At 72.5% G+C, this 21,023-nt stretch carries 25 protein-coding genes; 13 read left to right on the top strand and 12 right to left on the bottom strand.

From position 1 onward, the window contains the following. Window positions 1-4 precede the first annotated feature (4 nt). A complete protein-coding gene (locus RM479_RS24460) occupies window positions 5-1,141 on the bottom strand; it encodes an NAD(P)/FAD-dependent oxidoreductase (RefSeq protein ID WP_311514058.1) in 1,137 nt (378 codons plus the stop codon). 163 nt (window positions 1,142-1,304) lie between these two features. On the opposite strand from RM479_RS24460, the gene ddaH reads away from it, so the two are divergent. From ddaH to RM479_RS24445, 3 genes are all read left to right on the top strand, one after another. Further along, window positions 1,305-2,057 carry a dimethylargininase gene (ddaH, locus tag RM479_RS24455; RefSeq protein WP_397223070.1) on the top strand — a complete coding sequence of 251 codons (753 nt, stop codon included), beginning with the start codon at window positions 1,305-1,307 and terminating at the stop codon, window positions 2,055-2,057. A 70-nt stretch (window positions 2,058-2,127) separates the two neighbouring features. Continuing rightward, window positions 2,128-3,177, top strand: coding sequence for an NAD(P)/FAD-dependent oxidoreductase (locus tag RM479_RS24450; RefSeq protein WP_311514056.1), 1,050 nt, complete (start codon window positions 2,128-2,130; stop codon window positions 3,175-3,177). A 10-nt stretch (window positions 3,178-3,187) separates the two neighbouring features. Beyond that, window positions 3,188-3,808, top strand: a complete 621-nt coding sequence (locus RM479_RS24445; protein WP_311514055.1) for a class I SAM-dependent methyltransferase — start codon at window positions 3,188-3,190, stop codon at window positions 3,806-3,808. Between the two features lie 43 nt (window positions 3,809-3,851). On the opposite strand, the gene RM479_RS24440 is transcribed toward RM479_RS24445, so the two are convergent. From RM479_RS24440 to RM479_RS24430, 3 genes are all read right to left on the bottom strand, one after another. After that, on the bottom strand, window positions 3,852-5,012 hold the full coding sequence (locus RM479_RS24440; RefSeq protein WP_311514054.1) for an epoxide hydrolase family protein: 1,161 nt from the start codon (window positions 5,010-5,012) through the stop codon (window positions 3,852-3,854). Window positions 5,013-5,089: 77 nt separating this feature from the next. Beyond that, complete coding sequence (locus RM479_RS24435) at window positions 5,090-5,647, bottom strand: Clp protease N-terminal domain-containing protein (protein ID WP_311514053.1); 558 nt, start codon at window positions 5,645-5,647, stop codon at window positions 5,090-5,092. Between the two features lie 2 nt (window positions 5,648-5,649). Then, on the bottom strand, window positions 5,650-5,841 hold the full coding sequence (locus tag RM479_RS24430; RefSeq protein WP_311514052.1) for a helix-turn-helix domain-containing protein: 192 nt from the start codon (window positions 5,839-5,841) through the stop codon (window positions 5,650-5,652). A 132-nt stretch (window positions 5,842-5,973) separates the two neighbouring features. Between RM479_RS24430 and RM479_RS24425 the strand changes: the two genes are divergently transcribed. From RM479_RS24425 to RM479_RS24415, 3 genes are all read left to right on the top strand, one after another. Further along, window positions 5,974-6,396 (top strand): RidA family protein, encoded by a 423-nt coding sequence (locus RM479_RS24425; protein ID WP_311514051.1) that lies wholly within the window; start codon window positions 5,974-5,976, stop codon window positions 6,394-6,396. A gap of 237 nt (window positions 6,397-6,633) precedes the next feature. After that, window positions 6,634-7,599, top strand: a complete 966-nt coding sequence (locus RM479_RS24420; RefSeq protein WP_311514050.1) for a helix-turn-helix transcriptional regulator — start codon at window positions 6,634-6,636, stop codon at window positions 7,597-7,599. A gap of 389 nt (window positions 7,600-7,988) precedes the next feature. Then, a complete protein-coding gene (locus RM479_RS24415; RefSeq protein ID WP_397223059.1) occupies window positions 7,989-8,894 on the top strand; it encodes a GNAT family N-acetyltransferase in 906 nt (301 codons plus the stop codon). Here RM479_RS24415 and RM479_RS24410 read toward each other — a convergent pair. Next, on the bottom strand, window positions 8,875-9,888 hold the full coding sequence (locus tag RM479_RS24410; RefSeq protein ID WP_311514048.1) for a Gfo/Idh/MocA family protein: 1,014 nt from the start codon (window positions 9,886-9,888) through the stop codon (window positions 8,875-8,877). The genes RM479_RS24415 and RM479_RS24410 overlap by 20 nt on opposite strands. A gap of 125 nt (window positions 9,889-10,013) precedes the next feature. On the opposite strand from RM479_RS24410, the gene RM479_RS24405 reads away from it, so the two are divergent. Beyond that, window positions 10,014-10,397 (top strand): hypothetical protein, encoded by a 384-nt coding sequence (locus RM479_RS24405; protein WP_311514047.1) that lies wholly within the window; start codon window positions 10,014-10,016, stop codon window positions 10,395-10,397. Between the two features lie 3 nt (window positions 10,398-10,400). Here RM479_RS24405 and RM479_RS24400 read toward each other — a convergent pair whose 3' ends face one another. From RM479_RS24400 to RM479_RS24390, 3 genes are read right to left on the bottom strand one after another with little or no spacing between them, the layout of a single operon-like run. Next, a complete protein-coding gene (locus RM479_RS24400) occupies window positions 10,401-11,321 on the bottom strand; it encodes a DUF4097 family beta strand repeat-containing protein (RefSeq protein WP_311514046.1) in 921 nt (306 codons plus the stop codon). A gap of 44 nt (window positions 11,322-11,365) precedes the next feature. After that, window positions 11,366-12,076, bottom strand: coding sequence for a response regulator transcription factor (locus RM479_RS24395; RefSeq protein WP_311514045.1), 711 nt, complete (start codon window positions 12,074-12,076; stop codon window positions 11,366-11,368). Further along, a complete protein-coding gene (locus RM479_RS24390) occupies window positions 12,073-13,473 on the bottom strand; it encodes a sensor histidine kinase (protein ID WP_397223055.1) in 1,401 nt (466 codons plus the stop codon). The genes RM479_RS24395 and RM479_RS24390 overlap by 4 nt, the downstream gene beginning before the upstream one ends. A 100-nt stretch (window positions 13,474-13,573) precedes the next feature. Between RM479_RS24390 and RM479_RS24385 the strand changes: the two genes are divergently transcribed. Continuing rightward, on the top strand, window positions 13,574-14,332 hold the full coding sequence (locus RM479_RS24385; protein ID WP_311514044.1) for a (2Fe-2S)-binding protein: 759 nt from the start codon (window positions 13,574-13,576) through the stop codon (window positions 14,330-14,332). A 288-nt stretch (window positions 14,333-14,620) separates the two neighbouring features. On the opposite strand, the gene RM479_RS24380 is transcribed toward RM479_RS24385, so the two are convergent. Further along, window positions 14,621-15,106: a VOC family protein gene (locus RM479_RS24380; protein WP_311514043.1), complete on the bottom strand. Its 486-nt coding sequence runs from the start codon at window positions 15,104-15,106 to the stop codon at window positions 14,621-14,623. Between the two features lie 176 nt (window positions 15,107-15,282). Here RM479_RS24380 and RM479_RS24375 point away from each other — a divergent pair, with 176 nt between their 5' ends. Both RM479_RS24375 and RM479_RS24370 read left to right on the top strand, forming a co-directional pair. Then, window positions 15,283-15,699: a helix-turn-helix domain-containing protein gene (locus RM479_RS24375; RefSeq protein ID WP_311514042.1), complete on the top strand. Its 417-nt coding sequence runs from the start codon at window positions 15,283-15,285 to the stop codon at window positions 15,697-15,699. A gap of 102 nt (window positions 15,700-15,801) precedes the next feature. Continuing rightward, window positions 15,802-16,599 carry a methyltransferase domain-containing protein gene (locus RM479_RS24370; protein WP_311514041.1) on the top strand — a complete coding sequence of 266 codons (798 nt, stop codon included), beginning with the start codon at window positions 15,802-15,804 and terminating at the stop codon, window positions 16,597-16,599. Between the two features lie 28 nt (window positions 16,600-16,627). Here RM479_RS24370 and RM479_RS24365 read toward each other — a convergent pair whose 3' ends face one another. Beyond that, window positions 16,628-17,101 carry an RrF2 family transcriptional regulator gene (locus tag RM479_RS24365; protein WP_311514040.1) on the bottom strand — a complete coding sequence of 158 codons (474 nt, stop codon included), beginning with the start codon at window positions 17,099-17,101 and terminating at the stop codon, window positions 16,628-16,630. An 85-nt stretch (window positions 17,102-17,186) separates the two neighbouring features. On the opposite strand from RM479_RS24365, the gene RM479_RS24360 reads away from it, so the two are divergent. Together RM479_RS24360 and RM479_RS24350 are read left to right on the top strand one after the other, a co-directional pair. Further along, on the top strand, window positions 17,187-17,942 hold the full coding sequence (locus RM479_RS24360; protein WP_311514039.1) for an SDR family oxidoreductase: 756 nt from the start codon (window positions 17,187-17,189) through the stop codon (window positions 17,940-17,942). Between the two features lie 553 nt (window positions 17,943-18,495). Continuing rightward, the gene (locus tag RM479_RS24350; protein WP_311514038.1) at window positions 18,496-18,912 is read left to right on the top strand and encodes a MarR family winged helix-turn-helix transcriptional regulator; all 417 of its coding nucleotides are present in this window, start codon (window positions 18,496-18,498) and stop codon (window positions 18,910-18,912) included. Window position 18,913: 1 nt separating this feature from the next. Here RM479_RS24350 and RM479_RS24345 read toward each other — a convergent pair whose 3' ends face one another. Together RM479_RS24345 and RM479_RS24340 are read right to left on the bottom strand one after the other, a co-directional pair. Beyond that, window positions 18,914-19,474, bottom strand: a complete 561-nt coding sequence (locus RM479_RS24345) for a GNAT family N-acetyltransferase (protein WP_311514037.1) — start codon at window positions 19,472-19,474, stop codon at window positions 18,914-18,916. A 103-nt stretch (window positions 19,475-19,577) separates the two neighbouring features. Beyond that, window positions 19,578-20,225 (bottom strand): TetR/AcrR family transcriptional regulator, encoded by a 648-nt coding sequence (locus RM479_RS24340; RefSeq protein ID WP_311514036.1) that lies wholly within the window; start codon window positions 20,223-20,225, stop codon window positions 19,578-19,580. A gap of 68 nt (window positions 20,226-20,293) precedes the next feature. Between RM479_RS24340 and RM479_RS24335 the strand changes: the two genes are divergently transcribed. After that, window positions 20,294-20,980, top strand: a complete 687-nt coding sequence (locus tag RM479_RS24335; RefSeq protein ID WP_311514035.1) for a GAP family protein — start codon at window positions 20,294-20,296, stop codon at window positions 20,978-20,980. The last annotated feature ends 43 nt before the right edge of the window (window positions 20,981-21,023 follow it).

Below are 21,023 nucleotides of genomic sequence, written 5' to 3'. Positions count from 1 at the left end.
ACGCCTACTCAACCTCCGCAGGTCGTGCCCCTTCGCCGGGGCGGTCGGGGCGAAAGGCGGTGAGGTCCTCCTCGGTGGCCCGTCCCATGGCCAGGCGGGCCGCGACGAGTCCCTGGTAGGGGCCCAGGGACAGGCCGTCCCCGCCCAGGCCGGTGGCCACGATGATCCCGGGCAGCCGCTCGATCGGCCCCAGGAGTTGGCGGCCGTCGTGGGTGCCGGGGCGAAGACCGACGCGGGTCTCCACCACGGTGGCCTCGGCCAGGTCCGGCATCAGGTCCAGGGCGGTGGCGAGGTTGTCGGACAGTCCCTTGGCGGTGACGCGGCACTCGAATCCGGCCTCGGGTTCGCGGGTGCCTCCGGTGACGACCCGGTCGGGTCCGAAGGAGACGACGTGGTGGTCGTGTTCGCCGAAGCGCACCACGGGCCAGGCGCGGGTGTCGGTCCCCGGGAGCGCGAAGTGGGTGATCTGGCCGCGCACGGGGAACACCGGCGCCCTCACCCCGACCGCGGACAGCAGCCGTCCCGACCAGGCGCCGGCCGCGACGACGACCACGGGGGCCTCCAGGTCCTCGCCGCCCACGCGCACCCCGTTCACCCGGTGGCCGTTCCACAGCAGGTGGGCGTCGCCCTTGCGGTAGCGCAGGCCGCGTTCCTCGGCGGCGTTGAACAGGGCGGTGCGCAGCACCCGGCCGTGGACGCGGGCCATGCCCTCGATGTACACGCCGGCGTAGAAGGCGGGCAGCAGGGGGAGGTGTTCGCGCGGCTCCCCGGGGGCCAGTCGCTCCACCCGGCCCATGCCCTCGTATCCGGGCAGGTCGGCCAGGGCGCGCACGAGTTCGTAGCCGGCGTCGTCGCCCTCCAGGTCCACCGACATGCCGCCGACCCGTTCGTATCCGGTGGCCTGGCCGTCGTCGGTCAGTTCCTCGATGAGGGCGGGCAGGTGGCCGGCGGCGCGTCGTTTGAAGTCCTGGACGGCCGGGTCCTCCCAGGGGAAGGGCCAGGGGAAGACGACGCCCTGGCCGGCGTCTGTGGCCCGACCGGTGTGTGAGGAGTCCACCAGGGCGGTGGAGACGCCCTTCCGGGCCAGGTGGAACGCCGTGGCGGTCCCCACGATGCCGCCGCCGACCACGATCACGTCCATGTGCTCCACCCTGCCGTGCGAGGGATCCCGGAACAAGTCGAAGGACCCGCGTGCCGCGCCGCGGTCCGGGGTATGCAGCGGCGATAGGTTGTGCGGTCGACGAGGAGCGCACCCATCCCCTGGAGGACATGATTTGAACGCGTACACGCACGGTGTCGCCCTGATGCGGCGTCCCGGACCCGACCTGGCGCAGGGCATCGTCACCCACATCGACCGGGTCGAGGTCGATCCGGTGCTGGCGTCCCGCCAGTACACGATCTACCAGGAGACGCTGGCCTCGGCCGGGTGGAGGGTCTACGAGGTGGATCCGGCGCCCGAGCACCCCGACGCGGTGTTCGTGGAGGACCCGGTGGTGGTGTTCGAGGACCTGGCGGTGCTCACCCGGTCGGGGGCGCCGGAGCGGCGCGGCGAGGTGGACGGGGTGGAGGCCGCGGTGCGGCGGCTGGGGTTGCGGGTGGCGCGGATCGAGGCGCCCGGCGTCCTGGACGGCGGCGACGTGTTGCAGGTGGGCGCGACCGTGTACGTGGGGGTGGGCGGGCGCACCGACGAGACGGGGGCCGCCCAGTTGGAGCAGTTGCTCAAACCGCTGGGCCGGGAGGTGCGGCGGGTGCCGTTGGGCGGGGTGCTGCATTTGAAGTCGGCGGTGACGGCGCTGCCGGACGGGGCGGTCATCGGGCTGGCGGAGCTGGTGGACGCCTCGGCGCTGCCGCCGATCCGTCGCCCGGCGGAGGCGGAGGGGGCGCACGTGCTGCCGTTGGGCGGGCGTGACGTGCTCATCAGCGCTGCCGCGCACGAGACCGTTCACGAGCTGGCCGGGCAGGGATGGCGGGTGCTGCCGGTGGACATCTCCGAGTTCGAGAAGTTGGAGGCGTGCGTGACCTGCCTGAGCGTGCTGATCCCCGACCGGGAGTTGTGAGCGGAGCACACCCCACCTCCTCTTTTGCCGATGCGGCAAAGAATTTTGTGGTTTTCGTTGCTCGGGCCGCATGCTGGTCGCGGAGGTGATCGAGGTGACGGATCGACGGAACGACACCCACGACGTGGTGGTCATCGGCGGCGGAGCGGCCGGGCTGAGCGGGGCGGTGACGCTGGCCCGTTCGCGGCGCTCGGTGGTGGTCGTGGACGCGGGTGCGCCGCGCAACGCCCCGGCCGAAGGGGTGCACGTGCTGCTGGGCCGGGAGGGCATCGCCCCCGGTGCGCTGCTGGAGCTGGGCCGTGAGGAGTTGCGCGGCTACGGCGGGGAGGTGATCTCCGGTGAGGTCACCGGTGCGGTCCGCGACGGGGACGGGTTCGCGGTGACGCTGGCCGACGGGCGTGTCCTGCGGGCCCGCCGGCTGCTGGTGACCACCGGTCTGGCGGACGAGTTCCCCGACGTGGCCGGTCTGCGGGAGCGGTGGGGGCGGGACGTGCTCCACTGCCCCTACTGCCACGGGTGGGAGGTGCGCGATCGGCGTATCGGTGTGCTGTCCACCGGGCCGATGTCGGTGCACCAGGTGCTGCTGATGCGCCAGTTGAGCGAGGACGTGGTGTTCTTCTCCCACACCGCGCCGGAGATCGGCGCGGAGGACCGCGAACGGTTGGCCGCGCGCGGCATCGAGGTGGTCGAGGGCGAGGTCGTGGCCGTGGAGTCGGCCGAGGACCGCCTCACCGGGGTGCGGCTGGCCGACGGCCGGGTGGTGGAACGCGAGGCGGTGGCCATCGCCACCCGCATGGTGGCGCGCGCCGGGTTCCTGGCCGAGTTGGGCCTGGTGGTGCGGGAGCATCCGATGGGTGTGGGCGAGCACGTGCCCACCGAGTTCGGTGGCCGTACCGAGGTGCCGGGGGTGTGGGCGGCGGGCAACGTCACCGATCTGGCCGCCCAGGTCGGCGCCGCAGCCGCGGCGGGCACGCTGGCGGGTGCGCACATCAACGGCGACCTGGTCATGGAGGAGGCCGATCGGGCGGTCGCCGGGGCACGCGCCGGGGCGGGGTTCTCGGCCGAGGCCGAGGCCGAGGCGCACGTGATGGTGGCGGGCGAGCGCCGCCACGGACTGTGAGGGGGAGCCGGTGGCGGAGACGTTCGACCGGGAGTACTGGGAGGACCGCTATCGAGGGCACGACCACGGGAAGGGCGGACACCCGAACCCGCGACTGGTGGCCGAGGTCGCCGACCTGACCCCGGGCACCGCCTTGGACGCGGGAGCCGGTACCGGCGCCGACGCCCAATGGTTGGCCGCGCGGGGATGGACGGTGACGGCGGTGGACATCTCCCGGGCCGCCTTGGACGCGGCGCGCGAGCGGGCCGGGGACCTGGAGGCGGGGGCGGCGGAACGGATCACGTGGGTGCGCGCCGACCTGACCGAGGAGATCCCCGGTGGGGGCGGGTTCGACCTGGTGAGCAGTCATTACGTGCATCCCACCGGTGGGTACCGGGCGTTCTTCGACCGGTTGGCGTCGGCGGTGGCGCCGGGCGGCACGCTGCTCATCGTCGGACACGACCCGGCCGAGGCCCACGGTCACACCGGGTCGCTGTCGGAGTCGCACGTGAGCGCGCAGGAGATCGCCTCGGGGCTCGACCCCGGGGTGTGGGAGGTCGTGGTGGCGGAGTCGCGGCGGCGCGAGGTCGAGCGCGGTGGCCGCCGGGCCACGATGCACGACGCGGTGCTGCGCGCCCGGAGGCGGGGGTGAGGCGCGCCCGCCGTGCCCCGGCCGGGGCACGGCGGGCGGGGCGTCAGCGCAGGTCGGAGAAGAAGGCGCGCACGTCCGACAGGAGGAGTTCGGGCTCCTCCATGGCGGCGAAGTGACCGCCCCGGTCCTCGACGTCGGTCCAGCGCACGATGGTGTTCTCCGACTCGCAGTAGCGGCGGATGCCCACGTCGTGGGCGAACACGAGGACGGCGGTGGGCACGCCCGAGTCCTCGTCGACCTCGCCCCAGCCCATCTCGTTGGCGTAGCCGACGTAGGCCGCCGAGGAGGCGGTGCCGGTCAGCCAGTACAGCATGACGTTGGTGAGCAGCCGGTCGCGGTCGATGATCTCCTCGGGGAGGGTGGGCCGGGGGTGGGTCCACTCGCGGAACTTGTCCATGATCCACGCCAGTTGGGCGAGCGGGGAGTCGGTCAGTCCGTAGCCCAGGGTCTGGGGGCGGGTGCCCTGGATGGCGATGTAGCCGAACTGCTCGGTCATGAACGCGCCGATGCGGGCGATCCGGTCGCGTTCGAGGTCGGTGAGGGAGGCCAGTTCCTCCTCGGAGATGTCCTCGGGGGGCATGCCCAGACCACCGTTGACGTGCACGCCCACCACACGATCGGGGACCGCGCGGGCGACGTCGGGCGAGACCGCCGCGCCCAGGTCGCCGCCTTGGACGCCGAAGCGTTCGTAGCCGAGCCGGTCCATCAGCTCCGCCCAGGCGCGGGCGATGCGCTTGACGTTCCAGCCGGTGTCGGAGACGGGTCCGGAGAACCCGAAGCCGGGCAGGGAGGGGATGACGACGTGGAAGGCGTCGGCGGGGTCGCCGCCGTGGGAGCGGGGGTCGGTGAGGGGGCCGATGAGGTCGAGGAACTCCACCACCGAGCCGGGCCAGCCGTGGGTGAGCAGCAGCGGCAGTGCGCCGGGTTCGGGTGAGCGCACGTGCAGGAAGTGGATGTTCTGGCCGTCGATCTCGGTGGTGAACTGCGGGAGGGCGTTGAGTTCCTTCTCCGCCTCACGCCAGTCGTAACCGTGTCGCCAGTGGTCGGCCAGTTCGCGCAGCCAGGTGGTGGGGACACCGGTGTCCCAGTCGTCGCCGGGGAGCGGGGCGGGCCATCGGGCGGCGTCGAGCCGGGCGTGGAGGTCCTCGATCTGCTCCTGGGGGATCTCGATGCGGAAGGGGCGGATCGCTGCGCTGTTCGTCATGATCAGAACAGTAGGAACAGTGGAGGACGGTTTCTGTCCTCCACTGTTCCCTCGTGGGGTTTTCGCGAAGGATCCGGTCAGGCGGCTTCGTCGAGGAGTTCGCCGGTGCGGCGGCGGGCCTCGTCGTAGGTGAGGCCGTGCTCGGCGAGCACCGTGGCGGCGGGTTCGGGCGGGCCTTGGCGCAGCAGTGCCAGCAGGAGGTGGGCGGTGTCGATGGTGCGGTGTCCCGCGGCGATGGTCTCGCGCAGGGACAGCTCCAGGGCCTTCTTGGCCTTGGGGTCGAAGGGGCTGCCCAGGAGGCCGCGCCTGCGCGGGACGGCCGGTTCGGCGGGCGGGGTCAGGGCCTCGGGGCCGAAGGTGGCCTCCATACGGCGGAACAGGGCGTCGGTGTCGATGCCGACGGCCCGGAGGGCGCGGAGTTCGCGGTCGGTGAGTCCGGCCGGGCCGTTGGGGGGGTCCTCCAGCATGTCGGGGGTGATCCCGGCCTCGGCGAGGATGCGGGCGGCGGTCCCCTCCGAGCGGGCCAGGGTGATCAGCAGGTGGCGGGGGCCGACCTTGGCGTCGCCGTGGTCGGCGGCGGTGGTGATGGCCTCGCTGACGACGGTGCGGGCGGTGCGGCTGAAGCGTTCGAACACGGTTACTCCCGGTGGGCGTGCTTCTGGTGGACGGCCTGGCGGGTGACGCCCAGGTGGTCGGCGATCTCCTGCCAGGAGCGACCCTGTTCGCGGGCGGTGCGCACGTGCAGGGACTCCAGGTGGTCGGCGAGTTTGCGCAGTGCGGCGACGGCGATCAGGCCGGTGGCCGGGTCGACCGGCGTTCCCTCTTCCATGGTGTCAATTTAGCTTGACGGATTTTTTGTGTCAATTGAAATTGACGCGCTCTGCCGTGGGGAGAACCGCGAACCGTCACGCGCGCCTCGGCGTTGGAGGGGAAGGAAGTGATCGCGAACCCGGGGAGACCCATGACCGCCGTACGTCTCGTCCGCAGCCGGACCCTCACCGAACACGTCGACTACGCCTACGCGGCCACCGTCACCGGCCCCCTGCGGGCGGTGTGGACCGCCGGCGCCTGCCCCCTCGACGAGAAGGGCGCCACCGTCGCCGTCGGCGACGTCGCCGGGCAGGCCGAACGGGTCATGCGCAACCTGCGCACGGCCCTGGCCGACGCCGGAGCCGACCTCACCGACATCGTCAAGACCACCGTGTACGTCGCCTCCCCCCGACAGGAGGACCTGGTGGCCGCGTGGGAGGTCGTGCGCTCCCACATGGGCGGACACGACGCCCCGAGCACCCTGCTCGGCGTGGCCGCGCTGGGTTACGACGACCAGCTCGTGGAGGTGGAGGCCGTCGCCGTGACGGCCGCGCCGCGGACCCCGGAGCCGTGACCCCGGAGCCGGGCGCGGGCCCGGTGCGCGTTCACGCGCACCCGGCTCGCGCACCGTGGAGAGCGGAAACGGCGCACGCCGCCGTGTCGATGAACACCCGCCCGTCGACCGCGCGAGGTGGCCTCCCGCGGCCCGCCCACGTCGCGTGCGGACGGTGTCGGCCCGGGGCCATCGCGCTGCTCCCCCACCGTCGATGGCGGACAGCATCTGTCCTGGACTCCTGGCAGACTGCGGCGTATGACGACCACCACGTCCTCACGACTGCTCCGGCTGCTGTCCCTGCTCCAGATGCGCAAGGACTGGCCCGGCGCCGAACTCGCCGACCGCCTGGAGGTGAGCGCCCGCACCGTGCGCCGCGACGTGGACCGGCTGCGCGAACTCGGATACCCGATCCAGGCCACCATGGGCACCGGCGGCGGCTACCAACTGGGCGCGGGCGCGGCCCTGCCGCCGCTGCTGCTGGACGACGACGAGGCCGTCGCCGTCGCGGTGGGGTTGCGCACCGCCGCCCAGGGCGGGGTGTCGGGCATCGAGGAGACCTCGGTGCGCGCCCTGGCCAAGCTCCTCCAGGTGCTGCCCTCGCGGTTGCGGCGCCGGGTGGACGCCCTGGGCACCTTCACCGTGCCCATGCCCGGCAGGGGGCCCACGGTGGAGGCCGACGTGCTGGCCCTGGTCGCGGGCGCCTGCCGCGACGGGGAACGGCTGCGCTTCGACTACGAACGCCACGACGGCACGACCTCGCGGCGGGTCACCGAACCCCATCGGCTGGTCTCCCGGGGGCGGCTCTGGTACCTGATGGCCTGGGACAACGAGCGCGACGACTGGCGGACCTTCCGGGTGGACCGGATGCGCCCGCTCACCCCCACGGGGCCGCGGGTGCCCCCGCGCGATCCGCCCGAGCAGGGGGTGGCCGCCTACATGGCCGAGCGGATGAACCTCCACATGTGGACCGAGCGCGCCCGGGTGCGCCTGTTCATCGGCGCACGGGAGGCGGTCGAGCGCGGCATCGCCGAGTACGCCCGGGTGGAGCCCGTCGACGACTCCTCCTGCGTGGTCGAGGTCGCGAGCGATTCGCTGATGGTCATGGCCTGCTACCTGGCCATGTACGACGTGGAGATGCGCGTGGAGGAACCCGGGGAACTGCGCGAGGAGATGCGGACCCTGGCCGCCCGCCTCCACCGTGCCGCCGACGGCGGCGACTGACGCCTCCGACGTTCCGATGCCCGGTGAGGTCGATGTCCATGGGGCCGGGGGGATCGACCTTCGACCGGTCGCGGTGCGGTCCGGCGGAGAGGCACCGCTTCGTCGCGGGGTCGAGTTCGTCATGGAGGCCCTTGGGACCCACCGAGACGAGGGACCCGTCGATCGGTTCGGTGCGCGTCGGGCGGGCGGTCCGGGTCCGCCGCCCCGCGTCCGCCGGGCGCGGGGATGAGCCGGGCGGGCACCGACCACGCGCACAGGTCCCACCCACCGATCGTCGAAGGTCTCCCTTGAGGGCACTTTTTCGGGGCGTTGAGGAGAAGTCCGAGCGAGCACACCCCAAAGTCACTACTGTGTGGATTTACATGATCTCCTAGAGTGACGAAAGTGGGTTGTGCGTGCTCACCCGGGACCGGATCCACAGCCAGACACCCGCCCCAGACCCCGCGCCGACGGTCCAAGACCTGTGTCCCGGCTACCGGATCGCCCGCTGGGACTCCCCGGCCGATCTGTCGGCCGACCGGCGCGACCGTCTGCACCTGATCCTGCGCGGCCTGGCGGCACGCGCCTTCGGCGCCGACCACTCCTCCTACTGGCGCACCCGCATCGACGGCGGGTTCTTCGACCGCGTCAGCACCCTGGCCCTCGTCCTGGACGAGGACGACGTCCCCGTGGGCTGGGGCGGCTACCACCGGCTCCACCTGGCAGGACGTCCCGTCGTGTACCTGGACGCCACCGGGGTGGTGCCCGCCCACCGGCGGACCGGCCTCACCTCGGCGCTGATGACCCACTTCCTGACCCGGGAGATCCGTCACCGGCCCCTGCGCGGCGTGGACGTGGTCATGCGCACCCGCCACCCCGCCGTCTACGCCGGATGGCTGCACAACCTCGGTCCCCAGCGGGTCTTCCCCAACACGCGCCGGCCCCTCCCCGCTCGGGTCCGGCGCATCGCCGCCGAGGCCGCCGACTGGCTCGGCGACGGCCCCGGCCTGGACCCCGACACCCTGGTGGTGCGCGACGCCTACCGGATGTTCGAGGGCGACGTCTACGGGGTGCGCCCGCGCAGCGGACACGGCGACATCGACGACCTCTTCGCCCACCGGATCGGACCCAAGGACGCCCTCATGGTGGTGGCGCACCTGAACGCCGCCGCGTTGGCGCGTTGTGCCCTGGCCCGGGCCGCCCGCTCCCGGGCGCGGCGCCTGCCCGCCCTGGGCGGGCGGCCACGGCGCGGTGAACGCACCGGGGCCCCCGCCCCGGCGGAGGCCGCCGCACTGCTCACAAGGGCACGGCCTTGACGGTGGGGGCGCTGTAGACCAGCCCGCCCATGTCGCGCACCCTGTCCGTGAGCACCGCCAGGCGCAGGCTCTCGTCCCAGGGCATGTCCGGGCTCTGCGACAGCCCCGCCGCGACGCACCGGGCGACCTCCTCCGCCTCGTACTCGTAACCGTTGGCGCGGAAGGGGCGGTGGAACGTCTCCGGTTCGCGTCCCTCGCGGTGCAGGACCAGATCGGTGGCCGCCCAGAACAGGGGGAGTTCCACCCGCCCCTCCGTCCCGGCCAGCACCGCCCGATCCGGGAGGGCGGTCAGCGAAGCGCACGACAGGGTGGCCGTCGCCCCCTGTTCACCGCGCACCAGCATCGTGGTGTGGGTGTCCACCATGTGGTCGGGTGACAGTCGGCGGGTGGCCCCCACCAGGGTCAGCTCCCCCAGGTACCACGAGGCGAGCATCAGCGGGTACACGCCCAGGTCCAACAGCGCGCCGCCGCCCAGGTCGGCGTTGAACAGCCGGTGGTCGGGGTCGTAGGGGGCGTTGACCCCGAACTCGGCGGAGATCTGTCGCAGCTCGCCGATCGCGCCGTCGGCGATCAGCTCCCGGGCCAGACGGTGGGCGGGCAGGAAGCGCGTCCACATCGCCTCCATGAGGAACACTCCGTTGTCGGCGGCGGCCGCCGTCATCTCCGACACCTGGAAGGCGTTCATCGCCATCGGCTTCTCCACCAGCACGTGCTTGCCCGCGTTCAGGCACAGCAGGGCGTGAGGGTGGTGCCAGGGGTGGGGGCTGGCCACGTACACCACGTCGACCTCGGGGTCGGCGGCCAGGTCCGTGTAGGACCCGTGCGCGCGGGGGATCCCCCACGCGGCGGCGAACTCCTGGGAGCGCTCCCGGGTGCGCGATCCCACCGCCGTGACCCGTGCCGTCGGGGTGGCCCGCAGGCCTTCCATGAAGGAGTGCGCGATACCGCCCGTGCCGAGCACGCCCCAGCGCAGTGCGCCGTTGTCATCTGTCATGGGAACATCCTAAAAAACCGGTCATCTCCGGGTCGAGCGGGGGCAGGTCCTCGGTTTCGGGGCGCGGGGCCCGTACGGTGTCCCCTAGGGCGGGAGAGGGACCCGTCCGCAGATCGGAGGGGGACATGGCGGAGACGCTCGCACACAGGCTCGGGGTCCGTCCCGGCGACCGGTTGCTCGTCCTCAACGCCCCCGAGCGGTACCTGCGGCTGTTGGAGCCGCCGCCCGACCTCCAGATCGACCTGGGGCCCATCGAGGGCGCCGGGTACGCCTCCGTGCACCTGTTCGCGCTGGACCGGGGGACGGTGGACCGCGAGGTCCACCCGATCCTGAAGACCCTGCCGCCCACCACCCTGGTGTGGGTGTGCCATCCCCGGCGCGGCGGCACCATCATCACCGACCTGGGCCCCGACAAGGGGTGGGACGTGCTGACCGACGAGGGGTGGCGCCCCGCCGACCAGGTGCCGATCGACTCGGACTGGACGGCGTTGCGCTTCATCCGCGGATGAACCTCAACCGCTCCGGACGGTCACCCCGCCGCTGATCGTGTCCACCTGGACGCGCGGACCGGAGGCGGAGGCGTCCACCCCGATGTCGCGGCCGCCCGACACGGAGGAACCGGTGACGTCGTAGGCGTCCTCGGGTACCCGGACGTCGACGGAGCCGCTGGTGGACTCCACCGCCAGCGTCTCGAACCGGGTGTCGGTGGACACGTCGATCCCCCCGGAGGTCGTGGAGACCTCGGCGGTGGTGAACCCGTCCCCCACGCTCACGGACCCGCTGACGGACTCGGCCTCCACCGTCTCGGCGTCGAACCCGGACACGTCGATCCTCCCGGAGACGGAGACGGCGCTCAGCCGCTCGCCCGCGCCGGTGGCGACGATGCTCCCGCTGACGGTCTCCAGGTCCGCTGACCCGGTGATCCCCTCGACCTCCACCCGGCCGGAGACGGTCTCCGCCCGGACATCGCCGTCGATGCCGGTGGCGACGATCATTCCGCGATGGTTCTGCACCTCCACCGACACCCCGGCGGGCACCGCGATGTCGTAATCGACCGCGCAGTCGCCCACGAACCACAGGCCCGAGCATTCGGCGTCGATCGTCAGCTCCCCGCCGTCGAGTTCGATCTCGTCGTCGGGTTCGTTGAACGGGGTACCGCGCAGGCTCCGGTCCACCCGCACCTCCGGGGCGTCGGTGCCGGACAGCCGGACCTCTCCGCCGGTCTCGTTCTCGATGACCACCCGTTCGGGGGCCGCGAAGGAGTCACCGCGTTCGCCGCGGTTCAGACCCACGTTGCCCAGGGCGGAGAACACGGTCACCACGACCAGGACCACGACCAGGGCGCCGCCCAGCAGGAGCCACGGCCCGGTGCGGAACCCGCTGCCGGGTTCCTTGCTCGACGAGGCGTACAGGCCCCGTGCCTTGAATGTCACTTCTTCCTCCTCTTCGGGGGCTTTCGCCCCCTCGCGGTCGTCGGTCAGGGCCGGTCGTGGTCGCGCAGATAGCGCAGGACCGCCTGTACCCTGCGGTGATCGTGGTCGTCCTGACCCAGGTCGAGCTTGGTGAAGATGGACCGGATGTGCTTTTCCACCGCGCGCTCGGTGACGGTCAACCGCACGGCGATGCCCGCGTTGTTGAGCCCCTGGGCCATCACCTCCAGGACCTCGGTCTCCCTGGGCGTGAGCCGGTCCAGGGCGTTGCCCCGGTGCCCGCTGAGCAGTTGCGACACCACCTCGGGGTCGATCGCGGCGCCGCCGCCCGCCACGCGCCGCAGCACGGTCAGGAACTCGTCGATGTCGGCGACCCGGTCCTTGAGCAGGTAGCCCACCCGGGTGATGTCGCGTCCGCCGAACAGTTCGGCGGCGTAGCGGCCCACCACGTGCTGGGACAGCAGCAGCACCGCGACGTCCGGGTGCTCCTCGCGGATGCGGATCCCCGCCTTGATGCCCTCCTCGGAGAAGGTGGGCGGCATGCGGATGTCCACCAGGCACAGGTCCACCTCGGGGTGGTCCAGGACCGCCCTCATCAGGGCGTCGGCGTCACCGACCTCGGCCAGGACCTCCACCCCGGCGTCCTCCAACAGCCGGGTCATGCCGCTGCGCAGCAGCACCGAGTCCTCGGCGATGATGACCCGGGGTTCCCTCTCCGGGGCGGTTCCCGTTCGGTGACCGTAGAACACGGTGCTCATGCCTCCCAGGGGATGTCGGCGGTCAGGACGGTGCCCGCGCCCTGCGGGCTGTGCACGGTCAGGGTGCCGTCGACCGCGTCCACGCGGTCCCACAGGCCGTACAGGCCGGTGCCCGATTCGGGGTCGGCCCCGCCCGATCCGTCGTCGGTGACGGTGACGCGCAGCAGGTCCCCGCCGTGACGGGTGGGCCGGACGAGGCGGTGGACCGCCACGGTGGCCCTGGCCGCGTCGGCGTGCTTGGTCACGTTGGTCAGCGCCTCGCACACCACGTAGTAGGCGACGCCCTCGGCGCGCGGCGAAGGGCGTTCGGGCAGGTCCACCTCGACCCGCACCGGGACGGGTGAGCGCCCCGCGGCCACCGGCAGGGCGGCGGGCAGTCCGTGGTCGGTGAGCACCCTCGGGTGCAGTCCCCGCGCGACCTGGCGCAGCTCGTCCATGACCTCACGTGATTCGCGCTGGGCCTCGGTGATCAGGTCCAACGCGGTGTCGGGGTCGGTGCCCACCCGGGCGCGGGCGCGGGTGAGGGTCATGGTCAGGGCGAGCAGGCGTTGCTGCGCGCCGTCGTGCAGGTCGCGTTCGATGCGCCGCCGTTCGGCCTCGGCGGCGTCCACCATGCGCAGCCGGCTGTCCTGGACGTGGGAGAGGCGTCGCCGGATGCGCATCTCGGGGGCGTCGAACAGCAGCACCCGGTGCACGAGCACCTCGGTGGCCACGACGTACGGGGCCAGGCGCACACCGACCACGGCGATCAACGGTCCGACCAGCACCTGGACCAGCGGCGAGGACAGGTCGTCGGGCTGGCCCTGGACGAGGATGAACACGATCCCGACCAGGGCGCCGACGGCGAAGGCTCCGCCGCACACCACCATGATCACCACGAGACCGCCGAACAGCAGTCCGTGCAGTCCGGCGGCGGTGGAGTACACGACCATGGACCAGGCGTCGCGTCCGAACACGAACCGCGCCAGGCGCGACCAGCGCCCTTCGGGGGCCAGCGGGTCGGGTGCCCCGGCCTCCACGAGCCCGAAGACCGCGCCCAGACGGTGGCGCTGCACCCGGCAGGTCGCCCGCGCCAGCAGGGTCGCGCAGGCGGGCAGGACCACCAGGAGCAGGACCGCCTCGACGAGGAAGTCCAGTGGGCTCTCCGCGGCCGGTGAGGGCGACCAGGGGCGGGCGATGACGAGTCCCACCCAGGAGGCCGCGATGATCATCATGAACGCGGGCACCAACTGGAGCGGCGCCAACGCGAACGAGGTCATCAGGTAGGCGATCTCGACCGCGCGGGCGCGCCAGGGCGGGCCGTGGGCCGTTACGGTGACACGCGGAAGTCCGGCGAGCACGGCGGGGGGTCCGTCGGTGCCGCGTTCTTCCGGGAGTGGTGGGCTGTGACCGGTCACGTATCCCAATCTAGGTTCGCGGACGTGGACGGGACGATGTCATCAGCACGTGGACCCGAAGTGGTGGTGGCACTACCGCCACCGGTGAGGAGGGGCGAGGGTGGACTCCGCGCGGATCGAGGTGGTGCCGGTCCTGGCCGACATCGGCCGGGTCAACACGCTGTTCGCCGTGGAGACGGAGCCGCCCGGGGCGGGGTGGCGGCCGTTGGGTGACGCCGGCCCCGGCACGTTGGCGACGGAGGTGGACCGGGTCCGGGCGGTCCTGGCCGGGTTCGCCGGAGTCCCCGTCGAGGCGGTGGAGTGGCGGGTGGGGGCGTCGATCTTCCAGCAGGGGTTGGCCACCCGGCTGTTGTCGCCGGTGTTGGCGGCGGCACTGTGCCACGGGGCGGCGCTGCGGGTGGAGGCGTTCCACTGGGACCCGGACCGGCGGGGTCCGGTGGCGCTGCGCACCCGGCAGCGGTGGGCCGAGCGCGTGGGCACCGGCCCCGCCGAGGCCGCCGGCCACCTCGTCACGACCGTTCTGGAAGGGGTGCTGGAGCCGGTCGCGGCGGGGTTGGCCGAAGTGGGGCGGGTGGCGCCGGGGTTGTTGCGGGGCAACACCGCCTCGGCCCTGGCCGGTGCGGCGCGTTCGCTGGGTCTGGACCGGCCGGGGGTGCGCGGGGCCGCCGAGGAGGTGGTCCGCCTGGTGGGAGCGCGTCCCCCGCTGGTCGGCACCGGGTCCTACGGCGGCCTCGACGCGCAGGGGGCGGCGGTGTTCCGGCGTACCACCTGTTGCCTGTACTACCGGGTGCCCGGGTCGGGGTACTGCGGTGACTGCGCGCTGACCGCCCCCGGGCGCGGGCGGGCGGACCGGCCGTGACCGCCACCGACCCCGGGTCGCCCGGTCGGCCGGTGGGGAGGACCGGGTGACATCGGGGTGGGGGACGCGCGGTCCCGCCCTGGTGGTCGGTCCCGCGCTCCCCCCGCTCCGTCGCCGTCCGACCTGCTCGGACCGGGCGGCCGGCTGCTGCTCGGGGCGTGCTCGTGGATCCGCGAGCCCACCGACGTCGGGCCGGCCGCCATGGACGACACCCCGCGGGATCGGTACCGGACGGTGCGCGGTCCGGTGGGCCCGGCCCTGTCGTACGGGTTCCGGCCGCGGGCCCCGTCATCCCCCGTCGGCGGCGCGGCGGACCTCGGCCAGGTCGATGCGCCGCATCTTGAGCATCGCCTGCATGGCGCGCTGCGCCCGCCCGGGGTCGGGGTCGGTGAGCAGGTCGTTGAGCTCGTGCGGGAAGACCTGCCAGGAGAACCCGTAGCGGTCCTTGAGCCACCCGCACTGGCCCTCCTGTCCGCCGTCCGCCTGGAGGGCGTACCAGTAGCGGTCGGACTCCTCCTGGTCGTCGCAGGTGACCTGGAGGGAGAACGCCTCGGAGAAGGTGAACTCCGGGCCGCCGTTGAGGGCGGTGATCTGCTGGCCCTGGATCTCGAAGTCGATGGTGAGGACCATGTCGGCGGGCCGGGGGGCGCCGGGGCCGTAGCGGGTGACGTTGAGGACGCGCGCGTCGTCGAAGACGCCGACGTAGAAGTTCGCGGCCTCCTCGGCCTGGGTGTCGAACCACAGGCAGGGGGTGATCTTGTTCAGGCGGGTCATGGTGTCGTTCCCTTCGGTGCGGGGTGTTCCGTCTCCCGTACCGACTCGGCGTCCGGTGCGGACTCATCGCGTTCGGCGGGGTTTTCTTCGGCGGATCTCCGGAGCTGCGCCTTCATCCCGTATCCTTCCCCGCCAGAAGGGGGATCGGGTGATCTCCGGTGACGAAGGGGTGGTTCGTGGAGCAGTTGTACTACTCGGTGGAGCAGGTGGCGGACCTGTTGGGCCTGCACGTGAAGACCGTGCGCGGCTACATCCGCGACGGGCGGCTGTCGGCGACGCGCATCGGCAAGCAGTACCGGATCCGCCGCGAGGACCTGGAGGAGTTCGGCGGCGGTCCGGTGGGCCCGGCGGAGCCGGAGGGGCCGCCGTCGGTGGAGGTCTCCACGGTGGTGCGGCTGGAGGGGGTGGACCGGGAGTGGGCGGATCGGGTGACGACCCTGGTCACCGCGGCGGCCGCCGGACCTCCCGAGGGGCGGGCGCGGCTGCACGTGCAGGCGGTCCACGATCCGCGGGGGCGGAGCCTGCGGTTGGTGATCCTGGGGGACGCGGCGGGTACGGCCGCCCTGCTCGACCTGGTGGGGAGGCTCACGTGAACCCTTTGTCTCATATATTGATATTTTTATCTCACATAAAGAGACGTCGGGTGTAGGGTCGGGGCATCGCGATGAGGCGGACTCCCCCACGGAAGGGCGATCATGACGCGCTACACCCACGGCCAGCACCCCTCGGTCACCGACTCCTACCGGTGGCGCAACGCCGCCAACTCGGCCGCCTACGCACTGGCCGAGATGACGCCCGGTCGCTCCCTGCTGGACATCGGCTGCGGCCCGGGCACCATCACCGCCGACCTGGCCGCGCGCGTGGCCCCGGGCCGGGTCGTGGCCCTGGACTCCTCCGCCGAGGCGGTCGACCTGGCCCGCGCCACCGCCGAGAGGGAGGGGGTGGAGGGCGTGGAGTTCCGGGTCGGCGACGTCCACGATCTGGACCTGCCCGACGCCTCCTTCGACGTCGTGCACGCCCACCAGGTGTTGCAGCACGTCGCCGACCCGGTCCGGGCCCTGTCCGAGATGCGCAGGGTGACCGCGCCCGGCGGGGTGGTGGCCGCCTGCGACAGCGACTACTCGGGCATGTACTGGTACCCCCGCGCGCCCGAGCTGGACGCCTGGATGGACCTGTACCAACGGGTGGCCCGCCACAACGGCGGAGAACCCGACGCCGGTCGGCGCATGGTCGCCTGGGCGCGCGCCGCCGGCTTCACCGACGTCACCTATGTCGCCGAGGCGTGGAGCCACTCCTCGCCCGAGCGCCGCGCCTGGTGGGGCGGGATGTGGTCGCGTCGCATCCTGGAGTCGGACCTGGCCCGCCAGGCCCTGGCGGAGGGGCACGCCACCCGCGAGGAGCTGGAGCGGATCTCGGCCGGGTGGGCCGCCTGGAGCGAGGCCCCCGAAGGGGTGTTCGTCGTCCCGCGCGGCGCGATCCTGTGCCGGGTCTGAGGCCCGGCCCCTCCGCTCCGATCCGTCCTCACCGTGCCGCGGCCAGGCGGGAACGGGTACGGGCCGGAGCGGCCGACGGCAGGGTGGCGAGGACGTCGGCGAGCGTGGTCCCGGCCAGGTTCCGGCGCCACGCCTCGTGCGCCTCGGCCATCTTGCGCGCCAGCACACAGGCCTCCTCGCATTCCTCGGGCGGGAGCGCCCCCAACCCTCGTCCGCGGATCTCCGCGCAACGGTAGGGCGAGGAGGCGCCGTCGACCGCCTCGACGATCTGGAGCAGGTCGATCGCCTCGGCGGGGCGCGCGAGCCGGAATCCGCCCCGCGGCCCCGTCGTCGCGCTCAGTACGCCGGCCTTGACCAGCGCCTTCAGCTGCTTGGCGAGGTAGGGCGCGGGAAGGTCGTGGTACAGGGACAGTTGGGCCGTCGACGCCGTGTCCCCGGGTTCGAGCTGGGCCAACGTCGTGGCGCAGTGCAGGACCCATTCGGTGGTCGCGGGAAGCCTCATCCCGACAGCCTATCGGAGATATTGTGGATCTTTTAAGTCCACGATATGGTCCCTTCCGCCGACCACGAACGAAAGGAAGCGCACCATGCGCGTCGCCGTAGCCGGGGCCACCGGCAACACGGGCTCCCTCACCGTCGCCGCCCTACGGCGCAACGGTCACGAGGTCGTCGGGATCAGCCGCTCCCTCGGCGTGGACCTCGACACCGGGGAGGGGCTCGACGCCGCGCTCGAAGGGGTCGAGGCGGTCGTCGACACCACCAACGTGCCGGCCGCCGACCGCGACGGTTCGGTGGCGCGCTTCGCCGCTCTCACCGCAAACCTGCTCGCCGCCGAGGCGCGCGCCGGGGTGCGCCACCACGTCCTGCTCTCGATCGTGGGGATCCACCGGGTCGAGGGCAACGCCCACTACGCCGGTAAACGGGAGCAGGAACGGCTGGTGGAGGGCGGCCCGGTACCGTGGACGATCGTGCCGTCCACCCAGTTCCACGACTTCGCGGCGATGGTGGCCGGTTGGAGCGAGCGTGAGGGCGTCGCCGCCATCGCCCCGCTGCTGGTGCGGCCGATCGCGCCCGGGGACGTGGCGGAGATCCTCGCCGGGGTCGCGGTGGGGGGACCGCGCGGGCGCCACGCCGATATCGCCGGGCCCGACACCCAGGACCTGGTCGACATGGCCAGGCGCACCCATGGGGCCCAGGGCCGTCAGGTACGCCTGGTACCCACCTGGTCCGGGGTGTTCGGCACGTCGATGGCAGGCGAGGTGCTGCTGCCCGGTGAGGGAGCGCACATCGCGCCGACGACCTTCGAGGCGTGGCTGGCCGACGTGGCCCGGTCCACGTCGTAGACGGTCACGGCGACGCCCCGGGAGAGCAGGCCGTCCCGGACGAGGGGTTCGATCCGCTCCCACCTGCCGCCGGCGAGGCCGCAGCCGATGCGGGGCATGTGCACGGTGGCGCCCAGGTCCAGCGCGTGGTCGGCCAGGGTGCGCAGGCAGGCGGCGATCGCCTCGTAGCGCACGGGCGGTCCGCCGCCGCCGCGCCTGGTGCCGTGCTGGCCGATCATGTTCGCCACCCAGGTGTCGGGCCGCACCCTCACCAGGCGTACGGCGCCCAGGGCGAAGTCGTTGCGGGCCCGCTCACGATGCCAGGCGCGATAGTCGCGCTCGGGTTCGGGCCACCGCTCGGAGAGCGCCAGTACGAAACCCTTGCCCCAGCCGCCGCGGTCGTTGCACACGTGCGCGATGACCTTGGGCCCGGCTGCCTGGGGGACGGTGGCGTCGCCGCGGACGATCCGCAGGGCGGTGGGGGTGTCGGACATGACGCCGAGGCTAGCGGGCGGGTAGGACATGCCCTGAGGGGGCGGCGGATCCACGCCGCGCGAACGATCAAGGGGAGAACATGTCCGACCTGCCCATCGGCTACTGGCTCAAGCACCTGGACCGCCTCATCGAGAACGACTTCGACCGGACCCTGGCCTCGGAATCGCTGGGGCGACGCCACTGGCAGGTGCTCCATTCCCTGCACGAGGAACCCGGGACCCTGGCCGACCTGGACCGCAGGCTCGCCGCTTTCCTGGACGAGGACGAGGTGAGCACGGCCCCCGCGGTGGACGAGCTGCGTCGGCGCGGTTGGGTGGAGGGTCTGGTGGCGCTGGACCTCACCCCCGACGGCCGGACCGCGCACGAGGCGCTGTTCGTCAAGGTCGGCCGGGCACGCGAGCGGATCTCGCGTGGGATCGGCGCCGAGGAGTACCGGGCGGCCGTCGACGTCCTGGAGCGGATGTCGGCCAACCTGGAGGCCGGCGACGACGCCTGATTCAGGCGGGCAGCTCGCGGGTGAGCTCGACGAAGGACAGGTCGTCGCGGCGGGGCAGCCCGAACACCTCGTCCCCGTAGGGGAAGCGCTCGGTACGGCCGGTGTTGGTGTAGCCGCGCCGCTCGTACCAGGCGATCAGTTCGGGGCGCTGCTTGAGCACCTTCATCCGCATGAGGCGGCAGCCCCACTCCTGGGCGGCGGTGCGCTCGGCCTCGGCCAGGACGCGCCGGCCCAGGCCTGCGCCCTGGATCTCGGGGCGCACCGAGAACATCCCGAAGTAGGCGCCGTTGACCCCGCGCTGCAACTCACAGCAGGCCACGATGCGTCCGGCGGCCTCGGCGACCAGGACGATGGTGTTGGTGCGCTCCAACAGTTCGGCCATGCCCTCGGGGTCGACCCGTTGGCCGTCGAGCAGGTGGGCCTCGGTGGTCCAGCCCTTGCGGGAGGCGTCCCCCCGATAGCAGGAGTTGACCAGGTCGACCAGTACGGGCACGTCGGCCTGCTCGGCGTGGCGGTAGGTCGGCTCCGACCAGACCTCGTCCTCGGTGTTCTCCGTGGTCACCCGCGCCTCCCCCGTGGTGGTCCTGCTCTCCGGGCCCACAGTAGCGACCTTCGTGGAGTACTCGGAAACCGGATCCCGAGGACGAACGGTGAACGATCGGCTCTCAGGTGATGTTCCTGCCGTTCTCTCCCACGCGGTGTCCGGCGGCCTCGACCACCCGGGCCAGGAAGGCGCGCAGCCGGTGGCGGCAGTCCTCGGCGTCGGTCATGCCCGGGGTGATCATCAGCTGGAGGGCGAGCCCGTCCACGATGGTGTGCAGGTGGGAGGACCACTCCTCCACCCACGGGTCGTCATGGGGACGCTCGGGATCGCCGACGTCGGCCCCGGTCAGGGCCGAGACCAGGCGGCGGTACAGGCCGCGCTGCTGCTGCCAGCGGCGATCCCGGTCACGGTCGTGTTCCTTGAGGACTCCGGCCGACTCCCAGGCCCGGTACTCGGCCCGGCGGACGTCGTCCAGGGGCAGGAGCTGCTCGGCGTGGACGGCCACCCGCTCCAGCAGGGGCAGGTCGGGGTCCAGGAGTGCGTTCAGGCCGGAGATGCGTTCCACGGCCTGGGCCTCGGAGAGGTCCATCGCGAACAGCAGGAGTTCCTCGCGGGTGGGGAAGTAGTGGCGCAGCGCCCCCGGTGACCACCCGGCCTCGGCCGCGACGGAGCGGATGGACACCCCCGCGGGGCCCTCGGCGGCGACGATCCGCCACAGGGCGTCGGCCAGTTCGCGGCGGCGTTGCTCGTGATCGACGATCTTCGGCACACCCCTTTTCTAGCGCACTCGTGTTATTTTGTTTTCGCACACTCGTGATAAAAAAGGAGCCCCTCCCCGTGCCACCCCTGGACGTCCTGCTCCCGGTCGCCGGACTGGCGTTGCTGGACACCCTCAGCCCCGCCGTCATCGGTGTCTCCCTCTACGTGCTGCTCGGCGGATCGAACCCGGTGGCCCGCCCCCTGTTCGCCTACCTGGGCACCGTCGCCGGGTTCTACTTCGCCCTGGGCTGCGCGCTCATGCTCGGCCTCGGCCTGGCCCTGGACGGTGTCGGTGATCTGATCGACTCCGCCGCCCTGGGCCGGGCGATGGTGGTGCTGGGCGGCGCGGCGCTCGGGTACTCGTTCTTCATGTCCACCGAGCCCCGCCCCCGGCGACCCACGTCCCTGCGCACCGGGGCGATGGTCGCCCTGGGCTTGGGCACCGGCCTGCTGGAGGGTGTCACGGCCATCCCCTACTTCGGCGCGATCGGCATCATGACCACCGCCGGCCTCTCCCCCGTCGCCTGGGTGCCGACGCTGGCCGCCTACAACGTGGTGATGGTGCTGCCGCCGATCCTGCTCTACCTGGCCCACCGGACCTTCGGCGAACGGCTGCGCCCCCGCCTGGAGAAGTGGCGGGCCAAGGTCGAGTCCGGCGGGCGCGCGGCGCTTCCCTGGATGGTGGGCATCGTCGGTTTCCTGGTCCTGCGCCACGGGCTCTGGCTCACCGGCGTCCTGGAAGGACTCGTGGTGTCCTTCGGCTGAGCCCGACCCGCCGCCCGGATCATTGACCTCAACTAATATTGAG

It is taken from the genome of Nocardiopsis lambiniae (assembly GCF_031845465.1).
Classification (GTDB): domain Bacteria; phylum Actinomycetota; class Actinomycetes; order Streptosporangiales; family Streptosporangiaceae; genus Nocardiopsis; species Nocardiopsis lambiniae.
The sequence above is the reverse complement of the archived record's forward strand: the minus strand, read 5'-3'. Positions and strand labels throughout refer to the sequence as shown.

Coding starts and splice junctions, on each gene's coding strand:
- RM479_RS24450 (WP_311514056.1), top strand. CDS start 2,128: ATGCTGGTCGCGGAGGTGATCGAGGTGACGGATCGACGGAACGACACC.
- RM479_RS24365 (WP_311514040.1), bottom strand. CDS start 17,101: ATGAGGCTTCCCGCGACCACCGAATGGGTCCTGCACTGCGCCACGACG.
- RM479_RS24430 (WP_311514052.1), bottom strand. CDS start 5,841: ATGGAAGAGGGAACGCCGGTCGACCCGGCCACCGGCCTGATCGCCGTC.
- RM479_RS24370 (WP_311514041.1), top strand. CDS start 15,802: ATGACGCGCTACACCCACGGCCAGCACCCCTCGGTCACCGACTCCTAC.
- RM479_RS24420 (WP_311514050.1), top strand. CDS start 6,634: ATGACGACCACCACGTCCTCACGACTGCTCCGGCTGCTGTCCCTGCTC.
- RM479_RS24440 (WP_311514054.1), bottom strand. CDS start 5,012: ATGACGAACAGCGCAGCGATCCGCCCCTTCCGCATCGAGATCCCCCAG.
- RM479_RS24405 (WP_311514047.1), top strand. CDS start 10,014: ATGGCGGAGACGCTCGCACACAGGCTCGGGGTCCGTCCCGGCGACCGG.
- RM479_RS24395 (WP_311514045.1), bottom strand. CDS start 12,076: ATGAGCACCGTGTTCTACGGTCACCGAACGGGAACCGCCCCGGAGAGG.
- RM479_RS24410 (WP_311514048.1), bottom strand. CDS start 9,888: ATGACAGATGACAACGGCGCACTGCGCTGGGGCGTGCTCGGCACGGGC.
- RM479_RS24350 (WP_311514038.1), top strand. CDS start 18,496: ATGTCCGACCTGCCCATCGGCTACTGGCTCAAGCACCTGGACCGCCTC.
- RM479_RS24460 (WP_311514058.1), bottom strand. CDS start 1,141: ATGGACGTGATCGTGGTCGGCGGCGGCATCGTGGGGACCGCCACGGCG.
- RM479_RS24360 (WP_311514039.1), top strand. CDS start 17,187: ATGCGCGTCGCCGTAGCCGGGGCCACCGGCAACACGGGCTCCCTCACC.
- RM479_RS24425 (WP_311514051.1), top strand. CDS start 5,974: ATGACCGCCGTACGTCTCGTCCGCAGCCGGACCCTCACCGAACACGTC.
- ddaH (WP_397223070.1), top strand. CDS start 1,305: ATGCGGCGTCCCGGACCCGACCTGGCGCAGGGCATCGTCACCCACATC.
- RM479_RS24380 (WP_311514043.1), bottom strand. CDS start 15,106: ATGACCCGCCTGAACAAGATCACCCCCTGCCTGTGGTTCGACACCCAG.